This is a genomic window from Enterobacter cancerogenus (genome assembly GCF_019047785.1).
Taxonomy (GTDB): Bacteria; Pseudomonadota; Gammaproteobacteria; order Enterobacterales; family Enterobacteriaceae; genus Enterobacter; species Enterobacter cancerogenus.
In genome coordinates, this window is the sequence record NZ_CP077290.1 from 2,062,018 (window position 1) to 2,076,566 (window position 14,549).

17 protein-coding genes are annotated in these 14,549 nt (G+C 49.2%); 13 read left to right on the forward strand and 4 right to left on the reverse strand.

The features are described from left to right. Positions 1-48 precede the first annotated feature (48 nt). Positions 49-1,137: a cellulase family glycosylhydrolase gene (locus I6L58_RS09680; RefSeq protein WP_088208788.1), complete on the reverse strand. Its 1,089-nt coding sequence runs from the start codon at positions 1,135-1,137 to the stop codon at positions 49-51. A 185-nt stretch (positions 1,138-1,322) separates the two neighbouring features. Here I6L58_RS09680 and I6L58_RS09685 point away from each other — a divergent pair, with 185 nt between their 5' ends. Continuing rightward, complete coding sequence (locus I6L58_RS09685; protein WP_088208787.1) at positions 1,323-2,330, forward strand: LacI family DNA-binding transcriptional regulator; 1,008 nt, start codon at positions 1,323-1,325, stop codon at positions 2,328-2,330. Here the strand turns inward: I6L58_RS09685 and fosA are convergent. Continuing rightward, positions 2,316-2,741, reverse strand: coding sequence for a FosA/FosA2 family fosfomycin resistance glutathione transferase (fosA, locus tag I6L58_RS09690; protein WP_088208786.1), 426 nt, complete (start codon positions 2,739-2,741; stop codon positions 2,316-2,318). The genes I6L58_RS09685 and fosA overlap by 15 nt on opposite strands. A gap of 142 nt (positions 2,742-2,883) precedes the next feature. Between fosA and I6L58_RS09695 the strand changes: the two genes are divergently transcribed. The 7 genes from I6L58_RS09695 (at position 2,884) to I6L58_RS09725 (ending at position 7,651) form a co-directional block, all read left to right on the forward strand. Further along, a complete protein-coding gene (locus I6L58_RS09695; RefSeq protein WP_127463533.1) occupies positions 2,884-3,435 on the forward strand; it encodes a hypothetical protein in 552 nt (183 codons plus the stop codon). A 209-nt stretch (positions 3,436-3,644) separates the two neighbouring features. After that, the gene (trpS, locus tag I6L58_RS09700; RefSeq protein ID WP_088208784.1) at positions 3,645-4,649 is read left to right on the forward strand and encodes a tryptophan--tRNA ligase; all 1,005 of its coding nucleotides are present in this window, start codon (positions 3,645-3,647) and stop codon (positions 4,647-4,649) included. 172 nt (positions 4,650-4,821) lie between these two features. Continuing rightward, positions 4,822-5,505, forward strand: a complete 684-nt coding sequence (locus I6L58_RS09705; RefSeq protein WP_088208783.1) for a hypothetical protein — start codon at positions 4,822-4,824, stop codon at positions 5,503-5,505. Continuing rightward, positions 5,498-5,845: a hypothetical protein gene (locus tag I6L58_RS09710; RefSeq protein WP_088208782.1), complete on the forward strand. Its 348-nt coding sequence runs from the start codon at positions 5,498-5,500 to the stop codon at positions 5,843-5,845. The genes I6L58_RS09705 and I6L58_RS09710 overlap by 8 nt, the downstream gene beginning before the upstream one ends. Positions 5,846-5,847: 2 nt before the next feature. Next, complete coding sequence (locus tag I6L58_RS09715; RefSeq protein ID WP_088208781.1) at positions 5,848-6,327, forward strand: Hcp family type VI secretion system effector; 480 nt, start codon at positions 5,848-5,850, stop codon at positions 6,325-6,327. A gap of 309 nt (positions 6,328-6,636) precedes the next feature. After that, positions 6,637-6,894, forward strand: coding sequence for a YjhX family toxin (locus tag I6L58_RS09720; protein ID WP_006174186.1), 258 nt, complete (start codon positions 6,637-6,639; stop codon positions 6,892-6,894). Between the two features lie 10 nt (positions 6,895-6,904). Then, positions 6,905-7,651: an SAM-dependent methyltransferase gene (locus I6L58_RS09725; protein WP_088208780.1), complete on the forward strand. Its 747-nt coding sequence runs from the start codon at positions 6,905-6,907 to the stop codon at positions 7,649-7,651. Positions 7,652-7,759: 108 nt separating this feature from the next. Here I6L58_RS09725 and I6L58_RS09730 read toward each other — a convergent pair whose 3' ends face one another. Together I6L58_RS09730 and I6L58_RS09735 are read right to left on the reverse strand one after the other, a co-directional pair. Beyond that, entirely contained in the window at positions 7,760-8,212 is a 453-nt protein-coding gene (locus I6L58_RS09730; protein ID WP_088208779.1) for a SymE family type I addiction module toxin, read from the reverse strand. Positions 8,213-8,515: 303 nt separating this feature from the next. Continuing rightward, positions 8,516-8,824 (reverse strand): helix-turn-helix domain-containing protein, encoded by a 309-nt coding sequence (locus I6L58_RS09735; RefSeq protein ID WP_088208778.1) that lies wholly within the window; start codon positions 8,822-8,824, stop codon positions 8,516-8,518. A gap of 202 nt (positions 8,825-9,026) precedes the next feature. On the opposite strand from I6L58_RS09735, the gene I6L58_RS09740 reads away from it, so the two are divergent. The 5 genes from I6L58_RS09740 (at position 9,027) to dndE (ending at position 14,451) form a co-directional block, all read left to right on the forward strand. After that, positions 9,027-9,290 carry a helix-turn-helix domain-containing protein gene (locus I6L58_RS09740; protein WP_088208777.1) on the forward strand — a complete coding sequence of 88 codons (264 nt, stop codon included), beginning with the start codon at positions 9,027-9,029 and terminating at the stop codon, positions 9,288-9,290. Positions 9,291-9,382: 92 nt separating this feature from the next. Then, positions 9,383-10,468: a DNA sulfur modification protein DndB gene (gene dndB, locus I6L58_RS09745; protein ID WP_088208776.1), complete on the forward strand. Its 1,086-nt coding sequence runs from the start codon at positions 9,383-9,385 to the stop codon at positions 10,466-10,468. Continuing rightward, positions 10,465-12,099 carry a DNA phosphorothioation system sulfurtransferase DndC gene (gene dndC, locus I6L58_RS09750; protein ID WP_088208775.1) on the forward strand — a complete coding sequence of 545 codons (1,635 nt, stop codon included), beginning with the start codon at positions 10,465-10,467 and terminating at the stop codon, positions 12,097-12,099. Before dndB ends, dndC begins: the two co-directional genes overlap by 4 nt. Continuing rightward, positions 12,089-14,089: a DNA sulfur modification protein DndD gene (gene dndD, locus I6L58_RS09755; protein WP_088208774.1), complete on the forward strand. Its 2,001-nt coding sequence runs from the start codon at positions 12,089-12,091 to the stop codon at positions 14,087-14,089. The genes dndC and dndD overlap by 11 nt, the downstream gene beginning before the upstream one ends. Continuing rightward, a complete protein-coding gene (gene dndE / locus I6L58_RS09760) occupies positions 14,089-14,451 on the forward strand; it encodes a DNA sulfur modification protein DndE (protein ID WP_088208773.1) in 363 nt (120 codons plus the stop codon). The genes dndD and dndE overlap by 1 nt, the downstream gene beginning before the upstream one ends. The last annotated feature ends 98 nt before the right edge of the window (positions 14,452-14,549 follow it).

Genomic DNA, 14,549 nt, shown 5'->3' on the forward strand with positions numbered 1-14,549 from the left:
GTCATATGCCTGCCTGTTGCCCGGCGGTGGACCGCCGGGTCGTTATTATTAGCCCTGCACGTTCGGGGCGATTTTACGCAGCTTCTGCATCAGCGCGATTTCCGCGCGCGAGAACGGGATGCCGTTCTCCTCGAACACATCGTGGAACCACAGGCGGCAGTAGTCCGTGGACTCTTTCATCACCACCGGCCACGGCAGCCAGGTCTGGGTTTTTCCGCGCACCAGGCCCCACTGGTACGGCGCGACCTTCGCCATGTACATCAGCGGCAGCTGCTCTTCAATGGTGCCGCCGACGTGGCGCGCCAGCCATTCGGTGCAGAAGATCGGGCGGCCCAGCGCCTGCAGCTGCTGGATAATCGCCGTCATGCGCCCGGTATTGGTGTAGGCGTGGTAGCTCACCACGTCCGACAGTTCCAGCGCGGTCTGGTCCAGCGGATGCTGGTAGAACGTCTCGCCCTCCTCTTCCGCCGGCAGTCGCCACGCGCAGACGGTGAGCGGCTGGGTCGGGTCTTCTTCACGTACCCACCGGAACGCCAGCTTCATCAGCTCGTGCGCGCAGGTTTCCAGCTTCTCGTCGTACAGCACCTCTTCCGTGCCCGTCGCGAAAATGCCGCGGTTGCCCGGCTCGTTATACAGATCCCACAGCAGCACGCGCTTGTCGTCGCGGAACTGGCGAACAACGTCGCGGATATAGCGCTCAATCTGCGGCCAGCAGTCGCGATCGCACACTTTATCGCGCCCCGGGCTCGCCGCCGCCTGGCTGTTATGCTTGCCTGGCACGGGCGGCTTCTGCGGGCCAAGGTACGGTTCATCGCCGGAGAATCCGCAGTCGTCCATCAGGGTCAGCATGGTGCTGAACCCACGGTTATCGACAATCGTCAGAAAACGGTCGATGCGTGCCATCAGGCCGTCGCGATCGTGCTCCCAGACAATAAACGGCAGATTGATGCGCAGGGTGTTGTACCCCGCGTCGGCCGCCCAGCCCAGTTCGCGATCGATCGTGTCTGCATCGAAGGTCTCTTGCTGCCAGATATCGGTCCAGTTCACCGCCGTGGAGGGCAGGTAGTTAAACCCGCACAGCCAGCCTTGCTGCTGATACCACGCCTGCGCCTGGTCCTTGCTCCATTGCTCTTTCATTGCGTATCCTCACACTGATAATGTTTAGCTAATAAATATTAGCTGTGGGATAAATGAGCAAATCACGGTGATGAGAAAAGCGATGCTTCTCACAAAGTTCACGCTTCGTTGAAGAAGAAACGTGATCGGCGGCGCGGAAGCGGACGGTTAAGGTATGATGCGAATTCGCGAGAGGGAGAGGACGAATGAAGCGAAAGACAAAAGTGACGATGAACGACATTGCGCGGGCGGCGGGGGTGTCGCAGGCGACGGTATCGCTGGTGCTTAGCCAGTCGCGCAACATCAAGCTCAGCGACGAAACCCGCCAGCGGGTGATCGGCATTGCCACCGACCTGGGCTACGACCGTCTTCCCGCCGTCCACGCCCCGCGCAACCAGGAAGAGATCGCCCTGCTGGTGAGCTCGCTACAAAGCTACGATCCCTTTATCGACGCCATCAGCCAGGCGCGGGAAGCCGCGTGGCGCAACGAAGCGCTGCTCACGGTGTACGATTACGGGGATGACATTGAGCTGGCCCTGAACATCATCCGCCAGCTGGAGAAACGCAACTGCATCGGGATTATCCTCGCCTCCCCCGTCACCACGCTGGTGGACATGACCGCGTTTCAGGACTGCACCCGCATTCCGCTGGTGCTGCTCAACCAGCGCGACCCCGGCTCGCCGCTACTGCCCTCCTTTGTTCCGGACGACTTCGCCAACGCTTTCCAGGTGACGAAACACCTCATCGTCTGCGGCGCGACGCGCATCGCCCACATCACCGGCGAGAGCTGGATGGAGGCCTCACGCCAGCGTCTGGCAGGCTACCAGGCCGCCTTACAGCAGGCCGGTTTAACATGTGACGAGAGCCTGGTGCGCCAGACCAACTGGCAGTTCAGCGAGTCTTTTACCGCTACCGCCTCCCTGCTTGAGATGGCCGAACGCCCGGACGCCATCTTCTGCGCCAGCGACTGGCTGGCGATCGGCTGCTATCAGGCGCTGGCGGTGAACGGCGTTCGTCTCCCGCAGGATATGCTGCTGGCGGGTTACGACGACCAGAAGATCTCCGAGCAGCTCACCCCGCCGCTGACCAGTATTCAACTGCCCTACAGCGAACTGGGCCGGCTGGCGGTGGAGTACCTGTGTAATCAGGAAGATGCCGCCACGCACGTGACGCTGGCGGGCCGATTGAAGGTGCGGGCATCAAGCCTCGTCTGAGGTAAAGACCATGCCCGCATAGGGCTTCTCGCGACACGCCGCCAGCCGCGCGGCGAGGTTGCCCACATGTAACTCCAGCTTGTGCCCATCCGGGTCGAGAAAATAGAACGACGCCCCCTCGCTTTTGTTCTGCTTCCAGACGGTGACGCCTGCCTGTTCCAGCCTGCGTGAGAGCGGTTCAAAATCCGCCTCCGCCACGGTAAACGCGTAGTGGGTATAGTCGCTCTCCTGCGGTGGCACATACCGGCGCGCCTCGTCGTATGACAGGCAGACCCACAGATCGCCGCAGGTGAGATAGGCCCCGGTATTCCAGCGAGTGTGCAGCGTCAGCCTCAGCAGTTCGTGCCAGAAGGTGACGCTTTTATTCAGGTCGCTGACCGCGAGGGTCAGGTGGTTGAGTGATTGCAGCACTGAAAACCTTCTTATTGATGGGTAGGCCTTGAGGCAAAGTTAATATCTATCCAACTATAGATATCCCCCCAAAAATGACAGCAGCAAAAAAAGAGGCGTTCTCATATAGTGGTTCGTCTTTACTCCACATTACCAACACAAAATGAAAACAAAATCATCCTTTTGGACCAACAATCTTTTCTTTCTAATTTTAGCCATCCTTCTCTGTATAACAGGGTGCGGCATCGTTCGTTACACCAGTCTGAATACCGCGTGGCTATTTTTGCTGGCTGGACTGTCTATTGGCTTTTTATCGATACTGGAAAGTACCCGCCTCGATCGCAGAATGAAAGGTATATCGCTTATTTTCGTAGGAATATTTTTAAGTATCGGCATTCCTGATTTATTCAATCATAGCTATGCAGACATCATGACCGACGATTTCAGAAACAGCATGGAAATTTTCAAAAATTTGGCAATCCTCGCTTGTGCTGGCGCTGGCGGAGGAATACTGGCCAACCATGCAGAAAATATCCCGGCAGTAGATGTTTTACCCAGGGACAAGGATGAGCACAGCGCCTTAGTGCTTAAGCACATTTTAGGGTTAAAGACTGATGTAACAAAACAACGTAACAGGCTGAATGAAATCCGTTTTTTCCTGGGTTTAATTACGTTTATGTTAGCAGGAGTTTTGGTAGTGCTAATTTTGAAATAGTTATAAAAAACATAAAGGCGGTTCAACCTTCTGCATAACCGTGATAGGTTAGCAAGATGAACACTCTTTCTTCCTTACATACCGTAAACCGCTGGTGGCAGCCTTCTTAAAGGCGGCCCGGAGTTGTTTTCCCATTTTCAGATAGCCGCCGAAAGGCGGCTTTCACACATTTAAGACCCCTTTCGGCAATTGCACATTAAGGAGTCTTTATGAACGCGCAAACCATCCTCACCGGCGACCGTCCAACCGGCCCGCTGCATCTCGGCCATTTCGTCGGATCGCTGCGCCAGCGCGTGGCGCTCCAGCAGACGCATAACCAGTTTGTACTCATTGCCGACCTGCAGGGCCTGACCGACAACGGCAGCAACCCGCAGAAGATCCGCGATAACATCCCTGAAGTGCTGGCCGACTATCTTGCGGCGGGCATCGACCCGAACCTGACCACGATCTGCCTGCAATCCGCCCTGCCCGCCCTCGCCGAGCTGACGATGCTGTATATGAACATCGTCACCGTCGCCCGCGTGGAGCGTAATCCGACGGTGAAAAACGAGATTGCGCAGAAGGGTTTTGCCCGCTCGCTGCCTGTTGGGTTTATGGCCTACCCCATCAGCCAGGCGGCGGACATCACCGCGTTTAAGGCCGAGTGCGTGCCCGTCGGCGACGACCAGCTGCCGATGATTGAGCAGACCAACGAGATTGTGCACAAGATGAACAGCCTGCTGCCGACGCCAGTGCTGCGCCACTGTAAGGCGATGCTAAGCGACACCAGCCGCCTGCCCGGCATCGACGGCAGCGCCAAAATGTCGAAATCGCTCGGCAACACGCTGCACCTTTCGGCCAGCGAAGAGACTATCCACCGTGCGGTCAGCGCGATGTACACCGACCCGAACCACCTCAAGGTGAGCGATCCGGGGCAAATTGAAGGAAACGTGGTGTTTACTTACCTCGACGCGTTTCATCCGGATAAAGCCAAAGTGGCGGCGATGAAGGCACATTATCAGGCGGGCGGGCTTGGGGACAGTATGTGTAAGAACGAACTGGAGGCGTGCCTGCAGGAATTGATTACGCCGATGCGGGAGCGGAGGGCGATGTACATGCAGGATAAAGGGGAACTGATGGCGATGCTTAAGCGCGGGACCGAACGGGCGCAGGGAGTGACGCAAGGGACGTTGAGGGAGGTGAAGGTTGGGCTGGGGGTGCCGGTGTTTAGTTAAAGTAGATTTAGCGGTGGAGTGCGTGGGATTGACACAAAGCCGCTGATTATCTCATTAAAGATATAATTGATACCTCTAACAATTCTTAATTTCTTATTTAGATAATATAAATTGCTTCAATCACATTAATATTAGATTGATAAATCCTTTATTGCGTATTTAAAGGATTTTTATGGCTGATGTAGAAGGTATAGCCCGGAGATTATGCAGCATAATAGTTTCTCCTGATACAGTTACTGGGCTTATAAATGGAGGGCTATCTGTACCGCTAGATTATGGGTATCTGGTTTATGGTATCTTTGACACAGATACCAGGTTTGCTCGTGAAACTCAACGCATACGAATAGTCACCGCCATAAAAAACGATATTTTGAATTACGAAAACATTGTCAACGCAGTCAAAGTTATATTCAAAGCGTTCAACAGATATTTAACTGAAGCGGAACAGGATAAAATATACAGATCTGTAATGACTTCAATTGCGGGTAGAATATCAACAAATATTATTGCATCAACTATTGCGAAGCATGTTATTGAAAGAACGTCCTTCACATTAGTTGTTTTTAAAGGGAAAGGTAATCCCATCACGGCACTAAGTACACTTCTTTTGTTTGGGGGAATGGCTGAACGCTCAATCAGAACATCTGACGGACTCAAAGCCGAAACCCCAGAGGTATATCAACTTCTGAGACCCAGAGACTACGATTTACTTTATTTTTTGTTCGCTGATGCCGTCCAACCTTTCGTAGACGCTATCCATGCAGGTTATTCAGAAGGTATGCCTGTATTTAATCAGATCATGAAGAAAGTTAATGAAACATTAATTTTACACACTACAGCAGGAACGTATGAGTAAGTTTATTATCCCAATTATAAACCTGCTTCTTTGCTCGTATTTAATCTTAGCCTATATCGTTTGCTGGGTTGAATTCGAAACCTGGCATGATAAAACAATCGCCTTTTGCATCATCACCATAAGCGCTTACATTATTTCATTAGTAATGAATAAATTACTGCCAGGAAAGATATCTATTTTTGGTGGAATCCTGGATGTGTTATCAGGTCCCTTAATGATCATCGGTGCATTTGCCTGTATAGCTCTTCTTGAACCATGGCCTATGAAACTTATTGGCTTATTCATATGGGTCGTAGTGATGTTGCGTCTACCTTCTTTTGTAAATATAGATGAGGAATAATCATGCCAAATCCAGCATATCTTTGGTTAACTGATGCTAATGGCTCACCAGTCATAGGAGGTTCCATGGTGTACGGTCGGTTAGGCGCTATTGAATTAAAAGCAGTTGCTCATCACCTCAGCATTCCTGTGAGTGGAAATACAGGCCGATTAACAGGTACTCGTGTACATACACCGATTGCGGTTCAAAAAGAGTTTGATAAAACAACACCCGTTCTCTTCAGGGCGCTGTGTGAAAACCAAACACTAAAATCGGCTACGATAAAAATGTATCAAATAGATGATGCAGGAATCGAAAGAGAATATTTCAACATTATCCTGGAGAATGTAAAAATTATGGGTATTACGCCAAATCTGTTCCCGGGTTCTGGAACAGGAACGCATACAGAGACGATCGAGCTAAGATATGAGGCAATCACCTGGAAACACTGTGACGGGAATATAGTTTACAAAGATGCCTGGAATCATTTGGCGATAGCCTGAATCGACTTGAAAAAACGCGGCCCGAGGAAACTTTGTCCCTGTCGGGCCAGGTCAGTTGGGCATCGCCTGGCTTCGACCTGGATCACACTTTTCCCACCCGATCATTCCCTTATAAAAAACAGGTGTTATCATTCACCCTGTAAATACCTCTCAACTCAACCCGAGGCTTTGATGCTGGAGAATGTAATCATCCGATAATCAGCTCCCCGACCTTTCAGGCCGGACTGATTATCAATGGGCCGAAATCGAATGCGGACACCGCAGTGTGTTTGCACATTTTGCACATGATGATTACACAGGTTTTCCAGTATGAATTTATCCCGTCAGGAACAACGTACCTTACACGTTCTCGCCAAAGGTGGACGTATTGCGCACGTTCGCGATACCTCCGGCCGCGTCACCGCCGTTGAATGCTACAGCCGCGAAGGGCTGCTGCTTGCCGACTGTACGCTCGCCGTCTTCAAAAAACTCAAAACCAAAAAGCTGATCAAATCCGTTAACGGTCAGCCCTACCGCATTAACACCACGGGGCTGAACAACGTTCGTGCCCAGCCTGATAATCGTTAAGGAGAGGATGATGGATATCCCACGTATTTTTACCATCAGCGAAAGCGAACATCGCATTCATAACCCGTTCACACCGGAAAAATATGCCACGCTGGGCCGCGTATTACGCATGAAGCCAGGCACGCGTATTCTCGATCTCGGCAGTGGTTCGGGGGAGATGTTGTGCACCTGGGCGCGCGATCATGGCATTACTGGCACCGGCATCGACCTGAGCCCTCTCTTCACCAAACAGGCAAAGCGCCGGGCTGACGAACTCGGCGTGAGCGAACGCGTGCGTTTTATTCATCACGACGCGGCCGGATACGTCGCAGATGAAAAATGTGATGTTGCGGCCTGCGTGGGCGCGGCCTGGATTGCAGGCGGCGTTACCGGGACGATGGCCCTACTGGCAAAAAGCCTCCGGCCTGGCGGGATGATGCTCATCGGCGAACCTTACTGGCGTCAGGTTCCGGCAAATGAAGATATCGCCCAGGCCTGTGGCGTCTCGTCGGTGGCCGATTTCCTCACTCTGCCCGACCTTGTCGACTCTTTCGATGAACAGGGCTATGACCTGGTCGAAATGGTACTGGCAGACCAGGAAGGCTGGGACAGATACGAAGCCGCAAAATGGATGACCATGCATCGCTGGCTGGAAGCAAACCCAGACGATGAATTTGCGCAGGAGGTCCGGGCGGAGCTGACGGCTGCGCCCAAGCGCCACGTCACGTACGTACGGGAATACTTCGGCTGGGGCGTATTTGCGCTGATGGCCCGATAGCCTGAAACAGGCGGTATAGCCTTAAGACTATACCGCCCTTTTCTCTTAAGGTTGTATCACAGGGTATCAGGCGGTGCAGAGTAAATATAAACGCGGATACAGGAAGGTTTATCTGCGTTTAATTACCGGGATATCACCCGTATCATTCAGTGCCCCGGGAAATGTGATTAACCACTGCGCGACTTTCTGCTTATTTATATTCGTCATACTCATGCCTTCCAGGCATCCCCATAATTCTCTTGTATGTTGTGGCGTAATCACAATACAGTCTTTCATCACTCTGATTTTCACGGGCATGCCGTCGATAAAGCCCGCCCGGGTTAACCAACCGCCGCCGAGAGGAAGATATTTATTCTCCACGCGTGCATACAGTTCGCAGCAGGCAGCGCTCTCCTCCGGCGTTGCTGCCCGTGGATGCGCGGGCGCGCTTTCCGGTCGGTTGCCGTGTAAACGGCGGGGGCTGTTTTTGCGTACCCGCTCGCGGTTTTCAATCATGCCGGTGAAAGCGTCTGATTCTGTTTTGCAAACAGTAAACTCTGGCTTAAAATTCGTCGCAGCCATTTTCAACTCCATCTTAGTTGTTTGTGGTTAGCGGTATGAGGGTGTTGCAGCACCTTCATATCGCGAATTCTTCGTTAAATATTCTTCGAGACTTCCTTTGCCGTTCGGCGTAATTTCTGGTGACCATTATACAGGGCTGAATATAAACACAGCAGTTTGGTGTAGGGGAAATTTGGAATTTGCGAGGGGGATTCAGGAAATGAAATCAGACGAACTGAAGCAAGATTCTAACGCAAGGTTTTGGTTCTAAATCACTGGAAAGCCTTTCGAGAAGAAAAAGCACAGCGAAGCACTCTTATTTGTTTAGAGCTGCTGAAGGATGTTTTTTTTCTTCTCCGAGTCCAATTTCGGCCAAAGACGGACTAAAGAGGCCAGTTCATCATCTTCTGTGTAGAAGTATGCTACAGGCACTTCGAGAACTTTAGCGAGATGCCGAACGACTTCAATGCTTGCCTGGTGAACCCCTTTCTCGTAGCGGTTGATACGCGCGCTTGCTGCAAACTCATCTATGCCAGCCAAAATACCCAGGTTTTTTTGCGATAACGCCATGTCCAAGCGCACCTCTTTGAGGCGTCGACTGAAGAGCTGATTGTGGAAATTGGATGTTTTCATAACTACGATAATCGTAGTTAATGCCTAAGGAAGATACTACGTTTTACGTAGTGCAAACACTAGATTGATTTTCACGTAAGGATTTCACAAATCCTCGAGCACCCTCGCAAAACTACGTAAAACGTAGTTTTATGGATTCCAAAGAAGCTACGAATAACGTAGTGTCTGGTACAGTCATCTTTTCTCAAGGGGGATATGAAGAATGGTTTGGTACAAAGCATGTGTTTTAGCGGTTCTCAAAAGGAAAGAGGTTTCGCTCGCCACCTTAGGTGTCAGCTCCTACACAACGATTAACGCTCTTGTGAGACCTTGGCACAAAGTAAACTTCTTCCATGCCAGAGCAATTGGTATCAATCCAGAGCTCATACGGCCACGTTGTTACTCCAAATCTTTGGCTCAAGGGGTTTACATTCAAGAAGAATCAAGCACAGCAAAGAGTTACGTCAAATCATACGTAAATCTTTAACAATTCGTGTTTTATCATCATAAAAATTTCGTTCTAAGAAATTTTTTACGTAAAATATAACGTAATTGCGCCTTTAAAACAGGGACTAGAACATGGCTAACTTTGATGCAGATTATTGCTACTCTTTCCCCGCAGTGAGGGGCGTCCAGGCTGGACGACCATTCTATATCGCCACTTGCCCTATGCGCATCATTCCGAAGATCTTCAGTTTCGATGAGACAGACGTGCCGCCGGAGCTGCGCGCTCAGCGTATCTTGAATAAATCACGCATCCCAGAGATGGTGCGTTACTTACTTGAAAACCCTAAAGATTACGTATTCTCTGCATTAACTGCATCCATTGCGGTCGATGTACTGTTTGACGAGTTCGAAAACTCCAACAATCTTGGAACGCTTCGCGTACCAATGGATGCGCAAATTCTTATCAATGATGGTCAACATCGCCGTAAGGCTATTGAGGATGCCCTTTCGGAGCGTCCTGAATTAGGGCAGGACAACATCCCCGTATTGTTCTTTGTTGATGAAGGTTTAAGGCGAAGTCAGCAGATGTTTGCCGACCTGAATAAATACGCAATACGCCCAAGCCCATCATTATCCGCGCTGTACGATCATCGCGACGTAAGCTCGAACCTTGCTCGCTATCTTGCTATGTCTATCGAGCCCTTTATTGGTCTTACTGAACTTGAGAAATCGAGTATCAGTTTGCTTTCCAATAAACTGTTTACACTAAGTAGCATTAAACAGGCAACACGCGCCCTGCTTGGTAAAGACCCTAAAGTAGGCAGCATTGAGGACAATACGCATATCGCTACGCTATACTGGCAGGCTATTTTCAAAGTCATGCCAGACTGGCAGCTTGCTGCACGCAAAGAAGTATCTCCGGCGCAGCTCCGCCAGGATTATGTGCATGCCCATGGTATCGGTTTGCAGGCTTTGGGCCTTCTGGGCCGTTCACTACTAGCTGAAGAACCTGAGCACTGGCAGGAAAAACTTACGAAGCTAAAAACCTTTGACTGGCGTAAAAGTAATCCAGAGATGATTAAGCGCGCAATGCAGCATGGCAAATTGAGCAAAACCGGCATCGCCATTCAGCTAACGTGCAACGCTTTAAAAATAGCGCTGTCTCTCCCCCTTTCTCCTGAAGAACAAGAGCTTGAAGCTCAGATGGTTGTATCATGAGTACATTAACTCAGGCCTATGATCTGGCCGACTATGAAGATTTCATAAACGAAGAGCAATTTGCTGGGCGTACTCTCGCTGATTTTGTCTCCGAAGTTCAGCGTGTCTACTGCGCAGATAAACGCCCCTGGGTGATTGGCTACAGTGGCGGTAAAGACTCGTCGGCAGTTATTACCCTTGTTTACCTGGCGCTGATGGGCCTTCCGCCAGAGATGCGTACGAAGGATGTGTTTGTTGTTTCCTCGGACACGCTCGTAGAGACGCCGGTTGTAGTAGATCTCATCAAAAAAACGATGCTCCAGATTGAAGCTGGCGCTAAACGCGACGGCTTACCGATCACACAACATGCTGTAACCCCAAAAACCAACGAGACATTCTGGGTAAACCTGCTTGGTAAAGGCTATCCAGCGCCTACTCGTAGTTTCCGTTGGTGTACAGAACGCATGAAAATCAACCCGGTAAGCGACTTTATCAAAAATAAGGTCAGCCAGTTTGAGGAAGTTATTGTCGTTCTTGGATCGCGCAGCAGTGAAAGTGCATCACGTGCTCAGGTTATTGCAAAGCATAAGATTGACGGCTCGCGCCTTGCACGCCATACCACCCTTTCAAATGCCTTCATTTACACCCCGATTGATACCTGGGATGTTGAAGACGTATGGAAATTACTGCGTGGTGCATTCAGATATGCGCCTGATGATATAGACGAGTGGGAAAGCCCTTGGGGGGGTAATAACCGCCCGCTGTGGACTCTTTATATGGATTCCTCAGCTCAGGGTGAATGCCCGCTAGTTATTGATGACAGCACGCCTTCCTGCGGTAACTCACGCTTTGGTTGCTGGACATGTACTGTCGTCACAAAAGATAAAGCGATGGAAAGCTTAATCCAGAATGGTGAAGAGTGGATGTCGCCCCTTCTGAAATACCGCGACCTGCTAGCTTTCACAACCGATCCAGTAAACAAAGATACCTACCGCAACTATAAACGACGCACAGGTAAAGTGAGCTATCAGTATGCGAAGGATGGCGAAGAACTTACAGCTGAGCGTAAACATGTTCCAGGCCCTTACTGGCTTAAGTATCGGCAGGAATGGTTGAAGGATTTGCTGACGATTGAGCGTGATATGAACGCACAAGGTCATACCATTACATTAATCACAGAACCTGAGCTGCATGCCATACGTCAGCAATGGCTGAAGGATCCTAATGAACCTGACTGGTACGATACTTTACCTGGTATCTATCGCGAGGTTTATGGCAAGGATCTGGACTGGGTTATAGACGATCAATCACGTTTCGACGCCAGCGATGCCGAACTTCTCGAGCAAATTGCACAAGGGTTTGATGTTGTACCTGAAATGGTGATGAAATTGATCGAGCTAGAAGTTTCGATGGAAGGCCTTAGCCGCCGCCAGGGGATCTTCGACAAGCTAGGGGCGATCCTCAAGCAAGACTGGGGAAGTCTTGAAGAGATCAAACAACAGCAGGAAGCTTTGCAGAAACGTAATGAGCGTGATGTTCATCAGGAAGAAGTGGCAAGCATAGAAGCTGAACTGCAGATGCTACAGCGGAGAATTGCCGAAGTCAGCGAACCAATTCTGCTTACCAGTGAGGAAAAAGAACATGTTAATTAAACAGCTGGTACTGCGTAATTATCGGGTTTTTAATGGAACCCATGTTATCGATCTGGCCCCTAAAAAACGACAGAACGACGATAATCCGCGCCCTATCGTTTTGTTCGGCGGGTTAAACGGTGCAGGTAAGACATCAATACTTTCCGCTATTCGCCTGGCCCTTTACGGAAGGCTTGCATTTGGTGCAACAACTCAGCAGCAAGAGTATGTTGAAGAGCTTAGCGCTCTGGTGCACAACGGCTCAACTTTGGGTGAGCAACCCGAGGAGGCCTCAGTCGAGCTTATTTTCACCTACAATAAAGGTGGTCAGGAGGCTGAATTTACCGTTACCCGCACCTGGCAAAAAGGTAAGCGAGACAAACTGTCCTTACAGCAGGATGGCAAACTCATTGAAGGGCTTGGCTATGATCAGTGCCAGGGTTTTTTAAATGAGTTAATACCCCACGGCATAGCCGACCTGTTCTTCTTTGATGGTGAAAAAATTGCTGAGCTTGCTGAGGACGAATCGGGAAACATCCTCCGTACGGCTGTGCGTCGCCTGTTGGGCCTGGATCTGATCGAGAAGCTCCGGAATGATTTAACAATTTTCGTGAAGCGCCAACAATCTGGTCAACTAGCTGAATCTCAACAGCATAAGCTGCTTGAACTTGAGAAAAAGATTAAAGAATTTGCCTTTAAAACCGAGCAAATCCTTGAAAAGGCTGATTTCGCTAAATTGCGTATTGACCTAATCTCCAAGGAAATTGTGCAGAATGAGACCCTTCTCAACGCACAAGGCGGGGCTTTTGCTCAAACAAAAACCCAAGAGAAACAGAAGGTCGAGACGCTTTTAAAAGAAAAAGATCGCCTGGAAAAAGCGCTTCGTCATGAGTGTGATAGCTCATTACCGTATGCTTTAGCTCCAAAGACTCTGGGTCGTTTGCTAGAACAGATTAGTGCAGAGACGCAAATAAAACAGGCAAATAGCTTCGAGAAGGAATTGAATCAATTCCTTACGCAACTCAAAAGCGACATTTCCTTCCGTTCAGGAAGCACAGGTAAAATTGCAGCTGAGGCTATAGAAGATAACCTTAAAACATATCTTGCTGATAAACCAAAAGGTGAATTGTTATTTGACATATCTGAACGTGAAGCAGGGATGATTCAGCAGGCCATCGAACAAGATAGTAAGAAAGCCTGGCAACGCTTCGATCTTTATCGTAACCAGCTGGCAGAAGTAGAAGAACAATTAGAGCAAGCCGCAGCAAACATCGCCCGAGCGCCGGAAGATGATCAGCTGATGGATATTTTTGATAAACTCCGAGAGCTAGATCGTCAACGTGAAGCTAAGCGGCAGGAGTATCGCTCATTGCTTGAAGAAGCAAAAAATTACAAACAACAGCAACTTGATTGCGCTCGCCAGATTCAAAAGGCTCACGACACAGCTCGCAGCCAGCATAGCTTTAATAGCGCATTCATTAACGCGCAAGAGACAATTAATCTACTTGACCGTTATAGTGAGCTGTTAACTGAGGCAAGGGTAAAAACACTTTCAGCTAACTTTGAAGTAGCTTACCGTAAGTTAGCTCGTAAAGAAGACTTGCAGCTTAATGCCCATATTAATCCTGCGACATTTGATGTCGAACTGGTAGATGAAAATAATACGGTTATTAATCGTAAGTTACTCTCTGCTGGTGAGAAGCAAATTTATGCAATAGCTATTCTTGAGGCTTTGGCTAAAACTTCTGGTCGTGAACTACCTGTGATTATTGATACGCCACTTGGGCGTTTAGACTCTCAGCATCGAGATAAATTGATTAATCATTATTTCCCATATGCAAGTCATCAAGTTGTATTGCTGTCTACGGATACTGAAGTTGATGAGCGGTATTTTGTTGATCAGCTTAGAGATGATATTTCTCATGCATATGAGATCGTGTTTAATGCCCGAACAAAGTCATCTGCACTTAAACCAGGATATTTCTGGGAATTAACTAAGGAGATAATCTAGTGCTCCCGAATCGTATGCAGCTCAGTCGTCAGACTGAAGAGCAACTGAAGAGATTGAAAGGGTATACGGGAATTACTCCCAACGTTTCAGCGCGGTTAGCATTCTTTTGTTCAGTTGAGAGTGGATTTCGCTATTCTTCGGAATTTGATACTAAAAGGCTAGATGGTTCTTTGGTGCTCGATAAAATTACGTGGCTTGGGGAAACATTACAAGCAACAGAAATGGTATTGAAAATGCTCTATCCGCAACTAGAGCCTAAAATGTCCATCAGAGTCTGGGCTGCACATGTTGAAGACGGAATTTCGTCACTACGGAATCATAAAAATCTAAAGGAGTTTACTCAGGCAATTGCAATTAGTTGAAAAGCTATTAACTAAAGATTAAGAAGTAGCAAAAATTGTATTACTACTTCCTAAGTGTTCTTTCATTATAAGTTTGAAACATCAGGACTCAAAACGCC

Bases quoted from the DNA above. Each gene is read 5' to 3' on its own strand.
- I6L58_RS09680 (WP_088208788.1), bottom strand. From the start codon at position 1,137: ATGAAAGAGCAATGGAGCAAGGACCAGGCGCAGGCGTGGTATCAGCAG.
- I6L58_RS09685 (WP_088208787.1), top strand. From the start codon at position 1,323: ATGAAGCGAAAGACAAAAGTGACGATGAACGACATTGCGCGGGCGGCG.
- I6L58_RS09695 (WP_127463533.1), top strand. From the start codon at position 2,884: ATGAAAACAAAATCATCCTTTTGGACCAACAATCTTTTCTTTCTAATT.
- trpS (WP_088208784.1), top strand. From the start codon at position 3,645: ATGAACGCGCAAACCATCCTCACCGGCGACCGTCCAACCGGCCCGCTG.
- I6L58_RS09705 (WP_088208783.1), top strand. From the start codon at position 4,822: ATGGCTGATGTAGAAGGTATAGCCCGGAGATTATGCAGCATAATAGTT.
- I6L58_RS09710 (WP_088208782.1), top strand. From the start codon at position 5,498: ATGAGTAAGTTTATTATCCCAATTATAAACCTGCTTCTTTGCTCGTAT.
- I6L58_RS09715 (WP_088208781.1), top strand. From the start codon at position 5,848: ATGCCAAATCCAGCATATCTTTGGTTAACTGATGCTAATGGCTCACCA.
- I6L58_RS09720 (WP_006174186.1), top strand. From the start codon at position 6,637: ATGAATTTATCCCGTCAGGAACAACGTACCTTACACGTTCTCGCCAAA.
- I6L58_RS09725 (WP_088208780.1), top strand. From the start codon at position 6,905: ATGGATATCCCACGTATTTTTACCATCAGCGAAAGCGAACATCGCATT.
- I6L58_RS09730 (WP_088208779.1), bottom strand. From the start codon at position 8,212: ATGGCTGCGACGAATTTTAAGCCAGAGTTTACTGTTTGCAAAACAGAA.
- I6L58_RS09735 (WP_088208778.1), bottom strand. From the start codon at position 8,824: ATGAAAACATCCAATTTCCACAATCAGCTCTTCAGTCGACGCCTCAAA.
- I6L58_RS09740 (WP_088208777.1), top strand. From the start codon at position 9,027: ATGGTTTGGTACAAAGCATGTGTTTTAGCGGTTCTCAAAAGGAAAGAG.
- dndB (WP_088208776.1), top strand. From the start codon at position 9,383: ATGGCTAACTTTGATGCAGATTATTGCTACTCTTTCCCCGCAGTGAGG.
- dndC (WP_088208775.1), top strand. From the start codon at position 10,465: ATGAGTACATTAACTCAGGCCTATGATCTGGCCGACTATGAAGATTTC.
- dndD (WP_088208774.1), top strand. From the start codon at position 12,089: ATGTTAATTAAACAGCTGGTACTGCGTAATTATCGGGTTTTTAATGGA.